Origin of the sequence: Pseudoalteromonas rhizosphaerae, from assembly GCF_028885455.1 — a bacterium.
Lineage (GTDB): Bacteria > Pseudomonadota > Gammaproteobacteria > Enterobacterales > Alteromonadaceae > Pseudoalteromonas > Pseudoalteromonas rhizosphaerae.
The window spans coordinates 3,414,195-3,428,760 of sequence record NZ_CP118496.1; the positions used below are offsets into that span (position 1 = coordinate 3,414,195).

Genomic DNA, 14,566 nt, shown 5'->3' on the forward strand with positions numbered 1-14,566 from the left:
TGAGCCTAATTAACTTATTTTTCAAAGATAAATAGTTAATTAGGCTATTTTAATTGTGATTTACTCTACCTTATCAAGCTCCTGCGCAAGTTGCTTACTTTCATCACCACGAGGGGTAGTAAAGCGTGCTAAGCCCAAGTAAATTACCGGTGTTAAGTACAACGTAAATAGCACCGCTAAAGACAAGCCACCAAACACGACCCAGCCAATGGCATTGCGAGCCTCAGCTCCCGCCCCGGTTGATAATATCAGCGGCAGTGCACCTAGTAAGGTTGATATCAAGGTCATAGTAATTGGTCTTAAACGTACTAATGCTGCTTGCTCTACAGCTTTACGAACAGTTAAACCTTGGTCGCGCAATTGGTCAGCAAATTCAACTAACAAAATCGCGTTTTTCGCGATTAAACCAATTAACATCACCAAACCTATTTGCGAGTAAATATTTAACGAAGTACCAGTTAAATACAGTGCTAAAATTGCTGATGTAATACCAAACGGTACCGTTACCATCACCACCACGGCGCTATTAACATTTTCAAACTGTGCAGCTAATACTAAAAATACGATTAAAAATGCCAGTATGTAAGTGATAAATACTTCATTAGAAGTTTCTTCAAAGGTTAAAGCTTCACCTTTAAATGCCAAGCTAATGCCACTTGGTAGCGTTTGCTCTGAAATATCACGTAATTGCGATACCAGCTGTGCAATACTCATGTCCGCCGGCAGTTCCATATCAAGCTCGATAGCACGACGCTGTGCGTGGCGTTCAAGCTCGGCGGCAACACCTTCTTCTGTTATGGTTGCAACGCTACTCAGTGGTACTAACTGACCGCTATTTGCACTGATATATAAATTAGCGAGATCACTGGGATCTTTAATGGTTTGATTTTGTGCTTGCAGAATAATCGGTACCGATTGGTCACCAATATTTAAATCTGCAATATCATCGCCATTTATCGCAGCACGTAAGGTGATTGATATATCACTCAGTGACACCCCTAATTCCTCTGCACGGCGTCTATCAATATTAACGCGCAATTGCGGCTGTGATGGCTGATATGAAATACGCACGTTGTCAATCGACGGGATAGTCTGCTCAACCTGTGCAGCAAAATCTTGTGCGGCCTTATAAATCTGCAGGTAATCTTGCCCTAATAGTGCCAGCTCAATACCACCACCTTGACCGCGTAAATTTAAACTATTTGACCCAGACGGATAACCTGCCGCCCCAGGAATATTACCCAGCGGACCTCGAATTTTATTAATGATCTCTTGCTGTGAAAAATGACGCTCATCCCAGTGTTTTAAAGGCACGGTAATAAACACAATATTTGGATCCCACTGCCCTACAACAGTATAAATAGATTCAATTTCGCCGCTTTGCACATACGGCAGCAAAATATCTTCCATTTGCATTGCTTGACGGTCCATAAAATTCAAACCAACACCGTCAGGGCCCCGAGCAAAGATACGTATTTTTCCGCGATCTTCTGAAGGCAGTAATTCATTATCTAAATTGAGATACAAAGCACCCGAACCCGCAGCGACTAATATACTAGCTATAAACGTAAGCCACGCATGATCAAGCACCCAATGAATGGTTTTAGTATAAATATTAGCAAGCCAATGACCTATTTTAGCAAATGGGTGTTTACCACCTTGTTTGAGTTTTAGCTTTGAGGTGAGCGCTGGCACTAATGAAAGCGCTACAAAGCTTGAAATGATCACCGCTCCCGCAAGTACCCCACCAAACTCCCTAAATAATCGCCCTGCGGTTGAGGGTAAAAAAGCGATAGGAACAAATACCGCCGCTAACACCGCTGTCGTTGCGACAACAGCAAAAAACACTTCTCGCGTGCCAATTACCGCAGCAGCACGGCGGCCAAGGCCTAAACCGCGTTGACGTTGAATGTTTTCGCTGACCACAATCGCATCATCAACAATCAACCCCGTTGCTAACACTAATGCCAGCAAAGTAAGTATATTGATTGAAAAACCCAGTGCCCATATCAACGCTAATGAACCAATCAAGGCAACAGGAATTGCAAATGCAGGCACTAAAGTCGCGCGCCAAGAGCCGATAAATACCCATAATGTAATGATCACCAGCAGCACAGTTAACACCAGTGAGTAAATCACCTCATCAACTGAGCTCCTGATAAATTGTGCATCATCGGAAGTTAAAGTAAATTTCAGCTCCGGAAAACGCGTTTGCATTTTTGCTAATAAACTTAATACTTCGTCAGATATTTCAATGGTATTTGACTGTGCTTGACGTATAACTTCCATGCCAATCACTGGCTGGCCGTTTAAGCGCACCATAGAGCGAGGATCCGCAGGACCAAAATACACCGCCGCAATATCACCAATACGCGTACCATCACGAATAATAATATCGGCCACTTGCTCAGCGGTAACTGAGGTTGCATCTGCGCGCACTATAATTTGTTGATCCGTCGATTTCAAACTACCTGCCGGTACATCAAATGGCGCTTGGCGCAGTACTTGGGCTACATCAGGAACGGTTAAATTAAAACTGGTTAATTTGAGTGGATCAAGACGCACCCGTAAAACACGTTTTCGGTCACCATTTAAACGTACATCGGCCACACCTGGAATGGTTAAAAACTGCGGTGCTAAATCAACCTCAACCAGTTCAGTCAACGCTTCAAGGGCTATGGTATCGCTTGATACGGTTAGCGATACAACCGCCTCAGCATCATTATCAGCCTTGATAATAGAAACGCGCTCAACTTCTTCAGGCAACTCACGTTGTACACGTGCTACCGACTCACGGGTTTCATTCGCAGCATCATCAAGGTCAACACCAGCACGAAACTCAACAACAATCCGTGCGTTACCTTCTTCACTTTGTGCGCGAATAGTTTTTACACCACTTACGCGGGCTACCGCCCCTTCAAGTTTACTGGTTACTTCGGTATCAACAGTCTCTGGGGAGCCACCAGGAAATGAAGCCGACACCGTGATCCTTGGCGTATCAACATCAGGCAGTTCACGAACTTCAACCCCGGCAATGGCCGCAATACCCGCAATAATGATCAGTAAATTAAGTACTACAATAAGCACTGGGCGGCGAATGGCCATTGAAGGGAGATCTTGCATCATAGGTTGTTGTTTCATACCTACTCCTGCGCTGCTGCAAGCGGCTTGATATAATTAAGCTCTTGCGCTGGGCGTAAACGTTGTACGCCTTCAACTACCAAAATATCGCCTTCGTTTAAAGGCCCAGATACGAGCAAACGACCCGCTAAACGTTGCTGAATTTTAACATCAACGCGAGTTGCCTTTTGCTCAACACTTTTCCATACATAGGGGCCAGTTGCCCCCCATAAAAGCGCAGCTTCAGGCACTGCAGCTAAACTCTGCCCTAATACCTCAATATGTACTCTAAAACTCATACCCGGTAAAAATTGTGCTTGTGCATTATCCAGTTTTGCTTTGACACGCAGCGTACGTGTTTGTGGATCAATGCGTGAGTCAAGATAAGCGACTTGCGCATTTATCGCATCGCTTCCTTGCCACGGCATCACAGTCACATTACCGCTAGTTCTAAGCATTGTAATAGCTGACTCTGGTGCATTAAAATTAATGTATAACGAACGAGTATCATCAATACTGGCGATGGCTGTTTGAGTGGTAATTCGATCGCCAACTTCGACATCCGTTAACCCCATGGTGCCACTAAAAGGTGCTCGTACTTGGCGATCTTCTAATTCGGTTTCGGCTTTAGTCACCGCAACCATAGCTAACTCATACACGGTTTTTGCATCATCTAGATCGCTTTTTGGCACCGCGCCTTTAGCATGACTTTGCTGTAAACGTGTTTGTATTCGTTCACTATCTGCAAGTTTTATTTTCGCTTCATTAAGCGCCGCTTTTTGTCTGCGCGAATCGAGCTCTAATAAAATAGCTCCTGCGGTTACCTGATCACCGGGTTTAAAATGCACAGCCGTGACTTTATCCCCCACTGCAGGATAGAGGATAACAGAGCGAATCGCTTCGGCATTACCAACCGCTTGAACTTGCTCTTTTGCACGTTCCATCGCAACAGGTTCAACAATTACGTTAGCAGCAAATGCCGATGGCATTACCGCTGAACAAGTAATAAAAACACTGACTAAAAGAACTCGTAATTTCAAAAAGATCACCTAATTAATTATTATTTCCATTATGGTACGCAGTGTAACAGTGTTTTGATCAATAAAAAGTCTAGTTCGATTAACTGTCAAAACAATACGTTGAAATACCTTTATAGGGGAAAGTAACTAGGGCAGTGTATTTAATGCTAAGAGGCTAACTAGCTATAAATACCCTATACATAAACAGCCTAATTGGTCAGAATAAGGTATTGTCTTAAATTTACTCATAATGGTAGTTTGAGCTTTTAGAACTAAAAATTGTTGAATTTACGGGTTAATAAACCCTGAAAGTGGTCAAAAATATCTAGTTTATTGCTAAGTACTTTTGAGTAAGTGGGCAAACAGGTATAGTATGCAACAATAGTTTTTATTAGGGTCCACTCTGCTAGTTTATATTTAAAAGGACAATTATGTTTAAGCAAAAATTTACCGATATACATGGTATTACACACCAAGAAGCCGTATTTTTGGTCAACCTTATTAACATCAGTGAACAGCTTTCTAAACAACTACAATTCGATCACAGCGGAGAAGTTAGCGTTGAGTCTTACGAACATGGCAATGTTGAATTTTCAGCCGTTTATTGGACATCAGCAAAAGCTAAAGAGGACGGTTGTGAGCCGCTGATTTTTATGTATAAAAAAGATGTGTACACACTAGAGCAATGCACTATTGCTGTAGATAACGCTAAAGACATGACACCTGAACAGCTCACCAATGCCGCCGAAGCGCATTTAAAAACATTAATCTAAAGTTAGCATGTATACATGGTGATTTAATAAAAACATCACCGTGTTAACACGCTTATTTAGAACTTAAGATGACACCTATCACAATTATTTACCTAAAAAAGATACTCACCACATAAAAATGCACGACGCACGCCACGGGATACGCAATGGTAATAACCGTATCCACACAATTTATTTGACGTTTCCTTGCAATTGCCATGTATCAACCATTTTGTATTTTGGACTAATTAAAAATTAATAATATGGAAAATACATACTTTAGAATGCGTGTTTACTTTTTCCTTTTAAAAATATAAATAAATTCTAATCTCACTAATAACATAGAAAAAATGAGCTAAAATTTAAAGTTTGTATTGGTCATCAAATGATGTGGTTTTATCTTTTGTGATCTGATGTCTTATTCCAGGTACAGCCTAGGTGCAAGAAAGGTTTATTTGCATAACATTTGCGGTACTTTGTGCAGACTGAGACATAATTTAAAAAAGGGTCCTAGATATGAAAAAATTTATTGCAACGACTACTAAAATTTTTCTGATTTCTACTATGCTACTAAACGCAAAAGTTAATGCGTGTACTCGCCTTGTTTATCATGGCCCAGATAACACGGTGTTGACCGGTAGAAGTATGGATTTTTCTATTAATATCCCTGCAAATTTATGGATTTTCCCCAAGGGGATTGAGCGTAATGGTGAGGTTGGGCCTAACTCAATTAGATGGCGTTCAAAGTATGGAAGCGTAGTCGCTAGCTCATGGGATATTGCAGCACCTGACGGAATGAATGAAAAAGGACTAGTTGCAAACCTATTATGGTTGGTAGCATCTGAATATCCCAAATTTGATTATGATGGTGAGCGTCCAGGTCTTACTATTGCAGCTTGGGCACAGTACGCGCTTGATAATTTCGCAACTGTTGATGAGGCGGTAAAGTTTTTCGAACAAGAAAAGTTTGCAGTTGTATCAGACTTTATTCCTGACACCGATAAGTTCACGACAGTTCACTTATCATTATCTGATGCAAGCGGAGATAGTGCTATTTTTGAGTACATAGCTGGCAAATTAAAAATACATCATGATCGTTCATATAAAGTGATGACTAATGACCCTGTATATGAACAACAACTTGCTATAAAGAGCTATTGGGATACGGTCTCTGGTCAAGACTTTCTCCCAGGTACTGGTAAAGCCGCCGATCGTTTTGTTCGAGCATCTTATTACTTGAGCGTATTACCACAGACTAGTGACCCTAAAATCGCAGCCGCAAGTGTGTTTAGCGTAGTCCGTAATGTTTCAGTTCCTTATGGAATTGCAATCGAGGGGCAACCTCACTTATCTAATACTCGCTGGAGAGTTGTTGCTGATCAGGGGAATTTAATTTACTACTTTGAAAATGCGCTTACTCCAAATGTTGTTTGGGTAGACTTTAATAAAGTGAACTTTGAAAAAAATGCAGATGTCATGAAGTTGGCATTAGATAAAAACCAGACTTATGCTGGGGAATCCAGTTCTTATTTTATTAAATCAAAACCTTTTAAATTTAAAGGGTTAGATAGTAATCCATATTAAAAATTAGTTTACAGTGTAAGTCCGCAATGATCGATATTAGTTGTGGACTTAATATAGCAAGTTTAAAACCTAGTAAACAGCGAACTAAAGTTTATAACTATTCAGAAATTCTGTGTTGCTCATATATCGTTTAGATCTTAAACGTATCCAATTACTTATATATCCCCCACTGTTGCTGAAAAACTCTAAAAGCTAGGTCAATGCCGCTTTTGGCAACAGTGATGAAATTTTATCAGCGCAGGCCCGATAACTGTATCTAAATTTCTAGGCTCTTTATCTGTTGGCTTACTAAGCAAGTCGGCGCGGTATCTGTATTGTATAGCTTTAGCTGCAGATATTTGGGCACGAAAAAACGCGATGACACTTTCTTTGTTTAAGCCTTGTTTTTCTGCTGACAAACTTGCATTGTTAATAATAAATAGCTCGCGCTCTTTATCTTTAATAGCTTGGTTATTATTACTCTTATAAAGCGCAACATCCTCCATGTAACTCAAGCGCAGTTTATTGTTGAAAAAGCTCTTGTGCTGTACTTGCAGCACAAAAATTAGATGAGAGCAGCAAAGGTCAAGATGATTCGAAACATAATATCTTAGCTTGTGAATTAGGGGGCTGTTATTGTGCAATAAAAACCTAATGATTAAAATTTATTCAATCTTGATTACCATCAAAAAAGCCCCAGACAATGCTGAGGCTTTATAAAACGGTAGTAATAGCTCTACTAAATTACTTTTTACGCTGTGCGTCTTTTTGCGCTTTTTTAGCTTCTTTACGCTTTTGTAAAACGGCTTGTGCTTCGTTGCCAATATGGCCTTCGCCACGAGCTTGCGCTAATTCAATTTGCTTTTGACGCTCAGCAAATCGTTCACGTTGTTCATCGGTGACATCATCAATACAATGATGACACGAGACACCTTCCATGTACTCTGGTTTGAGTTTTTCGTCTTCAGTAATTGGCATACGACACGCATGACATTGATCGTATGAGCCTTTTTGCAAGTCGTGATCGACTGCTACGCGATTATCAAATACAAAGCACTCACCTTCCCACATGGTTTCTTCTTTTGGTACTTCTTCTAGGTATTTTAAAATGCCGCCTTCAAGATGGTACACATCTTCAAAACCTTGCTCTTTCATGTAAGCAGTTGATTTTTCACAGCGAATACCACCAGTACAAAACATAGCTACTTTTTTATGTTTGCTCGGATCGAGGTTTTCTTTCGCCCACTGCGGAAACTCGCGGAATGTTTTAGTATTTGGGTCTACTGCGTTTTGAAAAGTACCAATTTCGATTTCATAATCGTTACGGGTATCAACTAAAATAACCTCAGGATCTGAGATCAATGCATTCCAATCTTGTGGTTTTACATAACTGCCAACCACTTTCAGCGGATCAATCCCTTCAACACCCATTGTGACGATTTCTTTTTTTAGTTTTACCTTAGTACGGTAAAACGGGCATTCATCATCAAATGATTCTTTGCTAACAATGTTATCAAGGTTTGGTTGGCTGTCTAACCAGCTTAAAAGGTTGTCAATGCCTTCACGCTTGGCAGAAACTGTGCCGTTGATACCTTCTGCGGCAATTAATAAAGTACCACGTACTTCATTGGCTTCCATCACATCTAACAATGGTTGGCGTAGGGCTTCGTATTCAGGTAAAGAAACAAACTTATAAAGTGCACATACAACAAAGTGCTCGCTGGTTACATTGTCTTTATGGACAGCAGTCATGGTGATTCCTATTTTGCTTTAGCCGTTATTGGCGGTAACCGAATCGTAAATCCGGCGCATAATACATATTGAGGGCGCGTATTTTACGCTTTTTCTAATTAAATGCAAAAAAAGCAGTGATAATTGGCTTTTTACTGTTAGCCGCACTCGGGACTGCGCTATAATAGCGAAATTATTTATACCCAAACAAATTGCTCATTTTGGAGAAACACACTTTGCATTTTACTGATCTTGGGATTGATACTCGCCTTGAAACACAATTAGCGCATCAAGGGATCACCCAGCCCACTGATATTCAGGCCCATGCAGTGCCCACCGCACTGGCAGGCCATGACATTTTCGCCCAGTCTAAAACTGGGTCGGGCAAAACCTTGGCATTTTTATTACCTGCTGTTCAACGGGTTATGAAACAAAAGGCGCTCAGTAAACGTGATCCTCGTGTGCTTATCGTGGCGCCTACTCGTGAACTGGCGACCCAAGTATTTACCCAACTTCGCCTGCTAATTGCAGGTACTAATATTAAAGCGGTGAAAATATTAGGCGGTGAGAACTTTAATGATCAAATTAAAGCACTGCGTAACGACCCGCAATTTGTTATTGCTACACCGGGTCGTTTAGCCGATCACTTAACTCAGCGCTCATTACAACTAAGTGGCCTTGAGTTACTTATTTTTGATGAAGCTGACCGTATTTTAGATTTAGGTTTTACTGCACAGTTAAAGATGATCAACGAGCAAGCTGATCATCGCCTGCGCCAAACATTATTGTTTTCAGCGACACTGGATCATGCACAAGTCGATGCGTTATCACGTAATTTACTGAAAAAGCCAAAACAAATTACCCTTAGTGCGGCTAACGAACAACATTCAGATATTAAACAAAGCTTATATTTAGCAGATCACCTTGATCATAAAGAAGCGCTGCTTGAGCATTTTTTAAAGCAAGACGAGGTCGGGCAATGCATTATATTTACAGCGACTCGTACAGATACCAGCCGTTTAAGCGAATCACTTAATGCTAAAGGTTTTAAAGCCCAAGCATTAGCAGGTGATTTAGCACAAAATAAACGTTTAGATATCATGGACGGCTTTAGCCGTGAAAACTTTAAAATTTTAATAACCACCGATGTTGCCTCTCGTGGTCTTGATTTACTGAGCGTAACTCATGTAATCAATTTTGATTTACCTAAACACGCCGAAGAGTATGTGCATCGTATTGGTCGTACTGGTCGAGCTGGCTTTAAAGGCACCGCTATTTCACTGGTCGGTCCTAAAGATTGGTTAAGCTATAAAGCAATTAAATCATTCTTAAATGATGAACTTGAGTTTCATACCGTTGCAGGGTTAAAAGGTAAGTTTAAAGGTTTACGCGAACCAAAACCTGATGCAACATGGGCTAAAGCACAAGAAAATGTAAAGCCTAAAGTAAAAGCTGTGACTAAACGCAAAGCAAAACCTAAAAAGCCACAAGCGCCAATCAAAGCCCCTCTTAATATTGATGGTGATGCACCAATGCGCCGTCGTAAAAAGCCAGAACAGGAATAATTATGAGTTACCTTGGAACCACCCAAACCCTATTCGTTAACGAAGTAAGTAACGAAGGCGCGTACCTTGATGGTCATGATCTGGGTGAAGTTTTTTTACCAAGCAGTGAAATTAAACATGAGCTAGAAGCTGGCGACAGTGTCAGCGTCTTTATCTTTTTAGATAATGCTAATCTCGCCACTGCAACAACTAAAAAGCCGTTAGCTCAAGTAGGTGAATACGCCCTACTTCGTGTTAAAGAAATCAACAGCATTGGCGCTTTTTTAGATTGGGGGCTTGATAAAGATGTACTGGCACCGTTCAACGAACAAAAGCCAAGAATGCAAGAAGGCTATTCTTATTTAGTACGTTTGTATTTAGATAACGCCAGTGGCCGTATTTGTGCATCAAATAACTTTAATCGTTTTATCAATAAAACGGAGCCTGAGTACGCGCCGCTGCAAGAAGTACAATTAATTGTCGCTGGCAAAACCGATATTGGCTATAAAGTATTAATAGAAGAAGCACATTACGGCGTTATATTTTACAACATGGTGTTTAAAAACATGTTTGTTGGCCAACGCTTAACTGGATTTATTCAAAAAGTACGTGAAGACGGAAAAATTGACGTTATTCTTGAAAAACCAGGTATGGCAAAAGTAAGTGACTTGGGTGAGAAAATAATGGATAGATTAAAATCCGAAGGCGGTGTTATTGCTTTAGGTGATAAATCGGATCCTGAGACAATTAAAAAAGTTTTCTCAACCAGTAAAGCAAATTATAAAAAAGCCATTGGCGGTTTGTTTAAGCAAGGCCTAATTGATATTGAAGCCAAGTCTATTAGGCTTAAGTAAGCGGTCAGCTCAGCGGTCAGCTCAGCGGTCAGCGGTCAGCGGTCAGCGGTCAGCGGTCAGCGGTCAGCGGTCAGCGGTCAGCGGTCAATATAAAATGATAAAGAAAAGAGTAAAGTGAAACTTTACTCTTTTTTATTTTTATAAGCTTCAATGGCAAATATGAGAGATTACCTGCCAGTTAAAAACGGTTACGCATAACGTTACCTTTGATTTATCCATAGCTCTAACTGTTAATAGGCGTCTTGCCATTTACTGGTGTGATGAATTATTTAAGTGTGGTGACAAATAAAGTAGCGCGAACGAGTTAGTAACCTTGCTTGCTGAATTAAATCAAAAAGTTAACCTGCTTAACTGCTCAGGCTAGTTGCGACTGTGCGTGAGAAAAAGATCATTGCTTAACAGCTAAACATTAGGTTTAATAGACACATAGTGAAAACTGAGTAACGCAGGAATAGCTTAGATGCGATAGACACGCCAATGTAATTGTCTAGATATCGCTTAGGCCATAAAAAGCCTTTCTACATAGGTAAAGTCCATAGCATAAATAGCAACCATCTCTGATACACCGAGTAGGTAGCACCTCAGTCAAACAATCGATGATGTAACACTAACTACGTGTCGCATAAATACTAAAATGTTATACGCTGTCTCGATATATTATCTATCTGATTTTAATAAAAAATTGGTTTATTGATTTCTTTTTGAATAGAATGTAAACAGAGGCTTAATTTATATTCATAACAGATATCAATTAATTTTGGCGAGGTTAAAAATAAGTGGAAAATATAGATAGTTTTGTCAGGCTAGTTTGTGGCACTAACTTTGATTCGAATGAAGAACTTGATAAAATATTATTGCACCTTGAGGCATCCCTAAAAAAAGTAACTTGCGAATTAATAGAGGTTCAAGGTCTTTCAGATGAAAAGTTAGGTTTATATGGGCCATATTTAGGTAGAGCTATACTAGAGCTAAGTATGACTGCATTGATTGCTAGAATCGATCCTTTCAAAATTTTATTAATGAAAGGCAAACAAGAGCAAGCTGACTATGATTTAGGCAAGCCTCATTCTTCATCAATACGGTGGCAAGGAGATATTGTAGATAATGCCGTAAATAATTTATGGGATGATAAATCACTAAAAAATCCCACTCGTGCCATTTTTGGGGCATATCAAGTTCAACTTGTGCTAATCCATAGTGCAGAGTTGGTTATTGATGAAGGCTCTGAAAGTTCGATGGGAGATTGGTATACTCGGTTCAGTAGTACCACCGCAGCTAGTGCCATTGAATCTATTAAGTCTAAAATAAACACTGCGTACTCATCTCTATCAAAAGGAATTCACCACGAGTTACTCGTGCCTCCGGAATCAATTTTAGACCGAGATACTGTCATATCAATTTTAAACGAAACACTATATATAGTCTCATCAATCAGCCTACTAATTTCACAAGTTCCACATACTTATAAAAAGGCTAACCTTGAGCAGAGTTTTAATGACTATAAAAAATCAAAAGAATTGGAGTTAAGTTAATTATGGAATATGAAGTTTACGAAGATAATTCTCTAGTTCTCGCGGCTGAAGATTTTGACTCTAGTGAGTTTTCTGAATATCACTATTTTACGTCGCAAGACAAAAAATGCATTTCGAAGCTACGAGCACACGGCCCTGTATTGTTAAAAGGTGCTCGTGGTTGTGGTAAAAGTGCTTTAATGATTGAAGCATCAATTGGCCTTTATCCTAGAAGTGCAGAAGGTACCGCTGTAGGTATCTATGTTAGCTTACGACATTTAGATTTGTTGCGAACATCAGGTTCAAAATATATCGAATTATTTTGTAAGTTAGTCATAGGGGAGATTCAAAAACAGTTACCAGAAATTGAAATTTATGAGGTTGCTTATACAGTTTCGGAGTTGCAACAAATTTTAATCCAGGTTTCATCAAAGTTGTCAAAAAGAATTGTCCTTCTTTTTGATGATGCTGCACATATTGGACGGGAAACAAGCTTATCTGACTTTTTCGATATTTTTAGAACACTGTCGAATAACACTATTTCTTGTAAGGCATCAATATACCCTGGAGTAACCAAATTTGGTACTAGATTTGATGTATATAATGATGCAACAGTGATTGATGTTAACCGTTCAGAGACAGCCTCCGATTATGCAGAACTGTTTGTAGAAGTATTAAACAGAAGGTTTTCAACCTCTCTAGATGATTCAAAATTCACTAAAAACTTAACTAAATCAGATGTATGCAAACTCATGGGGGTTGCAGTGCTTGGTAATATGAGATCTTTTATATACAGCTGTAATCAATTGATAACTTCAATAAACGGATCTTCATCGGTTACGATAACCCATATATCAGAGTCATTTAAACAACTTGCAAGTAATTACTTCTGGCCACTACTTGAAGAAATTGAACCTAAGCTGGGTGTATATGAGCCGATGGTTACACCAGCCCAAGAAATAGCTGAGATCTTCTTCGAAAAAGCAGGTGAAAAAAGTGAGCGCTCAGTTTTAGTCTTAAGGGAGATAGGGCAAAGATTAAATAAACCCTTGGAAATACTCGAATATGTAGGCTTTATTGCCAGAAAAGAAGTTTCGAGAGCAATGAAGTCTAGAGGGCGTGGAACCCGCTATGTTCTTAATTTATGTAATATCACTGAGTACCTAGAACATGGCCGGATAAATACAGTAATGCAAGATAAGTGGCTATCTTTTAAGGACGATGCAGTAGAATTCCATCGTGGTAGTGAGTTGTATAAGTTAGAGCTACCAGAGCCTTTGCCGGAACATGAATTAGATATCTTGAATAAAGAAATACATATTCTCAAAAAATCAAATGCTTACCCATATGGGTTAACCGATTACATGGTTGGCTTACTTGATCAAAACGGTATTAAAACTCTGGAAGATTTAGTTAATACTCCTGATGATGTGTTACTAGGGTACCCACAAATAGGCCCTCAAACTTTCAAACGAGTTAGAAGTACCGTTAATCAAGCTATTTGGATGTAGGAAAAAGCGCGCATTATCTGGTAGCAGGAGGTCTCTGACCTCCCCCTTATACATAAGAAAGCCCCAATGGGGTCAAACATTATAATTCCTAACAATCCGCAATTGTCACATTGCGGACTATTCATCGCCAAGTTATTAAGTTTGTATACCCAGAAACAAAAAGAGCAAAGTAAATACTTTGCTCTTTTTTCTAGTATTAGTAATAGTACTAATTAAAATAACGCTTGTTTATTTTATCGAGTCATTAATTTCTTTAAGAACCGCGACTGGGTCTGCGGCTTGCGTAATTGGGCGACCAACAACTAAATAATCGCTGCCATCTTCAATTGCTTGCTTTGGTGTCATGATACGTTTTTGATCTCCTGCATCACTGCCTGCTGGGCGAATGCCTGGGGTCACTAGTTTAAAATTTTCACCTAGCTCTGCTTTTAATTTTTTCGCTTCTTGCGCTGAGCACACTACCCCGTCAAGGCCTGACTCTTTAGCAAGTTTTGCTAAATAGATAACTTGCTCTGCAGGCGTTTTTTCAACACCTAAACGCTTTAGTTCGTTTTCATCCATACTGGTTAAAACGGTAACGGCAATTAATAATGGCGCTTTATCACCAAATTGCTCAAGCGCTTGTTTGGCTTTAGTCATCATTTCAACACCGCCACTGGCGTGAACATTAACCATCCAAACACCCATTTTGGCAGCTGCGGTAACCGCTTTGGCAACCGTATTTGGAATATCATGAAACTTTAAATCTAAGAATACGTCAAAGCCTAGGTCAATTAATTCTTTTACAAAAGCAGGTCCAAAATAGGTAAACATTTCTTTGCCTACTTTTAAACGACATGTATCAGGCGATAATTGCTTTACAAAGTTTAAAGCGGTTTGCTGATCATTGTAATCGAGGGCGATAAGAACTTTTTTTGAATGTTCGAGAGACATAACTTTCCTAAAACTGATTGTAGAAGTA

At 39.7% G+C, this 14,566-nt stretch carries 11 protein-coding genes and 1 pseudogene; 6 read left to right on the plus strand and 6 right to left on the minus strand.

The genetic code is table 11. From position 1 onward, the window contains the following. Positions 1–60 precede the first annotated feature (60 nt). Together PVK79_RS14645 and PVK79_RS14650 are read right to left on the minus strand one after the other, a co-directional pair. On the minus strand, positions 61–3,141 hold the full coding sequence (locus PVK79_RS14645; protein WP_257326074.1) for an efflux RND transporter permease subunit: 3,081 nt from the start codon (positions 3,139–3,141) through the stop codon (positions 61–63). Between the two features lie 2 nt (positions 3,142–3,143). Further along, complete coding sequence (locus tag PVK79_RS14650; RefSeq protein WP_182730593.1) at positions 3,144–4,160, minus strand: efflux RND transporter periplasmic adaptor subunit; 1,017 nt, start codon at positions 4,158–4,160, stop codon at positions 3,144–3,146. A gap of 410 nt (positions 4,161–4,570) precedes the next feature. On the opposite strand from PVK79_RS14650, the gene PVK79_RS14655 reads away from it, so the two are divergent. Further along, positions 4,571–4,912: a hypothetical protein gene (locus PVK79_RS14655; RefSeq protein ID WP_149982479.1), complete on the plus strand. Its 342-nt coding sequence runs from the start codon at positions 4,571–4,573 to the stop codon at positions 4,910–4,912. 95 nt (positions 4,913–5,007) lie between these two features. Here PVK79_RS14655 and PVK79_RS23475 read toward each other — a convergent pair. Further along, positions 5,008–5,111: pseudogene (locus PVK79_RS23475) on the minus strand (transposase); the annotation flags it as partial. A 296-nt stretch (positions 5,112–5,407) separates the two neighbouring features. Between PVK79_RS23475 and PVK79_RS14660 the strand changes: the two are divergent. Then, entirely contained in the window at positions 5,408–6,475 is a 1,068-nt protein-coding gene (locus PVK79_RS14660) for a linear amide C-N hydrolase (protein ID WP_182735629.1), read from the plus strand. A gap of 197 nt (positions 6,476–6,672) precedes the next feature. On the opposite strand, the gene aroQ is transcribed toward PVK79_RS14660, so the two are convergent. Both aroQ and trhO read right to left on the minus strand, forming a co-directional pair. Then, positions 6,673–7,098: a gamma subclass chorismate mutase AroQ gene (gene aroQ / locus PVK79_RS14665; protein WP_257326075.1), complete on the minus strand. Its 426-nt coding sequence runs from the start codon at positions 7,096–7,098 to the stop codon at positions 6,673–6,675. Positions 7,099–7,198: 100 nt separating this feature from the next. Beyond that, positions 7,199–8,206: an oxygen-dependent tRNA uridine(34) hydroxylase TrhO gene (gene trhO, locus PVK79_RS14670; protein ID WP_145233236.1), complete on the minus strand. Its 1,008-nt coding sequence runs from the start codon at positions 8,204–8,206 to the stop codon at positions 7,199–7,201. A 215-nt stretch (positions 8,207–8,421) separates the two neighbouring features. On the opposite strand from trhO, the gene PVK79_RS14675 reads away from it, so the two are divergent. The 4 genes from PVK79_RS14675 to PVK79_RS14690 all read left to right on the plus strand — a co-directional run bounded on the left by PVK79_RS14675 (position 8,422) and on the right by PVK79_RS14690 (position 13,605). After that, positions 8,422–9,750: a DEAD/DEAH box helicase gene (locus PVK79_RS14675; protein ID WP_145233234.1), complete on the plus strand. Its 1,329-nt coding sequence runs from the start codon at positions 8,422–8,424 to the stop codon at positions 9,748–9,750. A gap of 2 nt (positions 9,751–9,752) precedes the next feature. Next, a complete protein-coding gene (locus PVK79_RS14680) occupies positions 9,753–10,583 on the plus strand; it encodes a CvfB family protein (protein WP_257326076.1) in 831 nt (276 codons plus the stop codon). 776 nt (positions 10,584–11,359) lie between these two features. After that, positions 11,360–12,115: a hypothetical protein gene (locus PVK79_RS14685; protein ID WP_257326077.1), complete on the plus strand. Its 756-nt coding sequence runs from the start codon at positions 11,360–11,362 to the stop codon at positions 12,113–12,115. Positions 12,116–12,117: 2 nt separating this feature from the next. Beyond that, positions 12,118–13,605 carry an ATP-binding protein gene (locus PVK79_RS14690; RefSeq protein ID WP_257326078.1) on the plus strand — a complete coding sequence of 496 codons (1,488 nt, stop codon included), beginning with the start codon at positions 12,118–12,120 and terminating at the stop codon, positions 13,603–13,605. Positions 13,606–13,833: 228 nt separating this feature from the next. On the opposite strand, the gene pyrF is transcribed toward PVK79_RS14690, so the two are convergent. Then, entirely contained in the window at positions 13,834–14,538 is a 705-nt protein-coding gene (gene pyrF, locus PVK79_RS14695; RefSeq protein ID WP_257326079.1) for an orotidine-5'-phosphate decarboxylase, read from the minus strand. Positions 14,539–14,566 lie beyond the last annotated feature (28 nt).

Coding starts and splice junctions, on each gene's coding strand:
- PVK79_RS14645 (WP_257326074.1), bottom strand. CDS start 3,141: ATGAAACAACAACCTATGATGCAAGATCTCCCTTCAATGGCCATTCGC.
- PVK79_RS14655 (WP_149982479.1), top strand. CDS start 4,571: ATGTTTAAGCAAAAATTTACCGATATACATGGTATTACACACCAAGAA.
- PVK79_RS14660 (WP_182735629.1), top strand. CDS start 5,408: ATGAAAAAATTTATTGCAACGACTACTAAAATTTTTCTGATTTCTACT.
- trhO (WP_145233236.1), bottom strand. CDS start 8,206: ATGACTGCTGTCCATAAAGACAATGTAACCAGCGAGCACTTTGTTGTA.
- PVK79_RS14680 (WP_257326076.1), top strand. CDS start 9,753: ATGAGTTACCTTGGAACCACCCAAACCCTATTCGTTAACGAAGTAAGT.
- PVK79_RS14690 (WP_257326078.1), top strand. CDS start 12,118: ATGGAATATGAAGTTTACGAAGATAATTCTCTAGTTCTCGCGGCTGAA.
- pyrF (WP_257326079.1), bottom strand. CDS start 14,538: ATGTCTCTCGAACATTCAAAAAAAGTTCTTATCGCCCTCGATTACAAT.